The sequence below is a fragment of the Enterobacillus tribolii genome, from assembly GCF_003363015.1.
Classification (GTDB): domain Bacteria; phylum Pseudomonadota; class Gammaproteobacteria; order Enterobacterales; family Enterobacteriaceae; genus Enterobacillus; species Enterobacillus tribolii.
Window position 1 is genome coordinate 23,264 of sequence record NZ_QRAP01000017.1, and the last position, 4,054, is coordinate 27,317.

Below are 4,054 nucleotides of genomic sequence, written 5' to 3' on the forward strand. Positions count from 1 at the left end.
CAGCGGCAGCTTCCCGATTGTTATCGACACCGTACCGCCGAAGCCGGCGGAAAACATCGTTATTGAAGATAACGTTGGCGACAAGCAGGGCGAAGTGAAAGACGGTGACACCACCGACGATGCCTCTCCGACCCTGAACGGCGAAGCCGAGCCGGGCAGCACCGTGACCATCATCGACAACGGCGAAGTCATCGGTACTGCCACGGTAGACGACGACGGTAAGTGGACCTTTACCCCGGAAACCCCGCTGGGTGAGGGCCCGCATGAAATCACCACCGAAGTCACCGATCCGGCGGGCAACACCAGCAAGCCGTCTGATCCGATCGTGATTGAGGTTGACACCACGCCGGTGGAAGTGAGCATTGGCTCGGTGATCGACGACAAAGAACCTGCTACCGGTAAGCTGAACCCGGGCGATGTCACCAACGATACGCGTCCGGAAATTACCGGTGAAGGCAAGCCGGGCAGCACCGTGACCGTGAAGGACGGTGAGACCGTTCTGGGCACCACCACCGTACAACCGGACGGCTCCTGGAGCTTTACGCCAGAGGAAGATCTGGGTGAAGGCGAGCACAGCCTGACCGCCACGGCGACCGACAAGGCGGGTAATGAAGTGACCACTCCGCCGTTTGATCTGGTTGTGGACACCATTGCGCCGGAGCAGCCGTCTATCGGCTCTATCATTGATGACGTAGGCTCAATCACCGGCGAACTGAAGAACGGCGGTGTAACCGACGATTCTAACCCGACCCTGAACGGCACTGCGGAAGCGGGCAGTATCGTGACCATCAAGGACGGTGAGAAGGTGTTGGGCAGCGTCACGGCAAATGACGATGGTGACTGGAGCTTTACCCCGACTACGCCGCTGCCGGAAGGTGAGCATAAGTTCACCGTAACGGCGACCGACGAAGCGGGCAACAGCAGTAAGCCGTCTGATGAATTTGTGCTGACGTTGGATCTGACTCCGCCGGATCCGGCCAAGCTGTCCATTACCGAAGTCTATGACGACTACGGCTCTGTGACCGGCAAGGTTGAGCAGGGTAAAGAAACAGATGACAACCGCCCGACCATTAAGGGTACTGGTGCGGAAGAAGGCAACATCATTACCGTTTACAACGGTAACAAGGTGATTGGATCGACCAAGGTGAAAGCCGACGGCACCTGGGAACTGGAGCCGGAGACGCCGCTGGCGAACGGCACCTATACCTTTACGGCGAAAGAGACCGATCCGGCTGGCCTGACCTCCGGACCGTCCAAGGAGTACGCCGTTATCATTAACGGTGTTCCGCCGGCGCCGCCGACGCTGAACTCTGTCTATGATGATGCTGAACCAAACATTGGTTACGTGCAGAAAGGTGATCTGACCAACGACAACACGCCGACCCTGAGCGGGACCGGCCTGGCCGGTGCAACTATCACCGTATATGACAACGGTAAGGTTATCGGTACCGCTGCAGTGGACGGCACCGGCAACTGGAAGTTTACGCCGGATAGCGCGCTGACGGACGGTAAGCACAACTTTACCGCCACGCAGACCGATGGCGTGGGCCGCACCAGCGAGCCGACCGGTGAGTTTGATATCCGTATCGACGCCACGGCGCCGGATGCCGTTAAGGGCCTGGCCGTGCATGACGACGTGGGCGACAAGACGGGCGATCTGCAAAACGGTGAAACCACCGATGATCGTCAGCCGACCTTCAGCGGTACGGCAGAGCCGGGCAGTACGGTGAACATTATCGACAACGGTAAGGTTATCGGCACCGCCACGGTGGGTGATGATGGCAAGTGGTCGTTTACCCCGGATGCGCCGCTGGATAATGGTAACCATGACTTCACGACCACGGTAACGGACGAAGCGGGCAACACCGGGCCGGAAGGCGAACACCTGACGGTGAAGGTGGATGGCGACCTGACCAAGGCAACCATCACGAAGGTGGTGGATGACCAGGGCAGCGTCACCGGCGACATCGCGCAGAACGGCGTGACCGACGACACGCGTCCGCAGCTTGTGGGTACGGCGAAGGCCGGCAGCATCGTCACCCTCTGGGACGGCGAGAATAAGCTGGGCGAAACCACGGCGAAGAGCGACGGCAGCTGGAGCTTCACGCCGTCGGTTGACCTGGGCAAAGGCAGCCATACCCTGACGGCGAAGGCGAAAGACCCGATGGGCAACGAGTCGACCAGCAACAGTTGGACGCTGACCATCGACACCGATGCGCCGGTGAAACCGACCATTGACGGCGCTTACGACGACGTGGGCAACGTTCAGGGCGAGCTGAAGCACGGCGGCGCCACGGATGACCCGACGCCGACGCTGAACGGCAAGGCGGAAGCGGGCAGCACCGTGAAGATCTACGACCAGAGCGGGCTGATCGGCTCCGTAACGGCGAAGAGCGACGGCAGCTGGAGCTTTACGCCGGATGCGCTGCTGTCGGAAGGCAAGCACACGTTCTATGTCACGGCGACCGACAAGGCGGGCAACACCAGCGTACGTTCAGATAACTTCGAGCTGACGCTGGACTTTACGCCGCCGGATCCGACCAAGCTGTCCATTACCGAAGTCTATGACGACTACGGCTCTGTGACCGGCAAGGTTGACCAGGGTAAACAGACGGATGATAACCGCCCGACCATTAAAGGAACCGGTGCGGAAGAAGGCAACATCATTACCGTTTATAACGGGGAGATGGTGATTGGCTCGACCAAGGTGAAAGCCGACGGCACCTGGGAACTGGAGCCGGAGACGCCGCTGGCGAACGGCACCTATACCTTTACGGCGAAAGAAAGCGATCCGGTGGGCAACGTGTCCGGGCCGTCTAACGAGTACGCTATTGAGGTGAACGGCGTTCCGCCGGCGCCGCCGACGCTGAACTCTGTCTATGACGACGTAGAACCGAATGTGGGTAACATCCAGAAGGGTGACCTGACCAACGACAACATGCCGACCCTGAGCGGGACCGGCCTGGCCGGTGCAACTATCACCGTGTACGACAACGGCAAGGCGATTGGCAGCACCAAGGCGGACGGCACCGGCAACTGGAAGTTTACGCCGGATAGCGCGCTGACGGACGGTAAGCACAACTTTACCGCCACGCAGACCGATGGCGTGGGCCGCACCAGCGAGCCGACCGGTGAGTTTGATATCCGTATCGACGCTACGGCGCCGGATGCCGTTAAGGGTCTGGCCGTGCATGACGACGTGGGCGACAAGACGGGCGATCTGCAAAACGGTGAAACCACCGATGATCGTCAGCCGACCTTCAGCGGTACGGCAGAGCCGGGCAGTACGGTGAACATTATCGACAACGGTAAGGTTATCGGCACCGCCACGGTGGGTGATGACGGCAAGTGGACGTTTACCCCGGATGCGCCGCTGGATAATGGTAACCATGACTTCACGACCACGGTAACGGACGAAGCGGGCAACACCGGGCCGGAAGGCGAACACCTGACGGTGAAGGTGGATGGCGACCTGACCAAGGCAACCATCACGAAGGTGGTGGATGACCAGGGCAGCGTCACCGGCGACATCGCGCAGAACGGCGTGACCGACGACACGCGTCCGCAGCTTGTGGGTACGGCGAAGGCCGGCAGCATCGTCACCCTCTGGGACGGCGAGAATAAGCTGGGCGAAACCACGGCGAAGAGCGACGGCAGCTGGAGCTTCACGCCGTCGGTTGACCTGGGCAAGGGCAGCCATACCCTGACGGCGAAGGCGAAAGACCCGATGGGCAACGAGTCGACCAGCAACAGCTGGACGCTGACCATCGACACCGATGCGCCGGTGAAACCGACCATTGACGGCGCTTACGACGACGTGGGCAACGTTCAGGGCGAGCTGAAGCACGGCGGCGCCACGGATGACCCGACGCCGACGCTGAACGGCAAGGCGGAAGCGGGCAGCACTGTGAAGATCTACGACCAGAGCGGGCTGATTGGCTCCGTAACGGCGAAGAGCGACGGCAGCTGGAGCTTTACGCCGGATGCGCTGCTGTCGGAAGGCAAGCACACGTTCTATGTCACGGCGACCGACAAGGCGGGCAACACCAGCGTG

Annotated in this window: 1 protein-coding gene; it reads left to right on the forward strand. The window is 60.8% G+C overall.

Translation table 11 applies throughout. From position 1 onward, the window contains the following. Positions 1 to 4,054, forward strand: a 4,054-nt coding sequence (locus C8D90_RS22135) for an Ig-like domain-containing protein (protein ID WP_230473075.1), incomplete at both ends; no start/stop codon positions are given.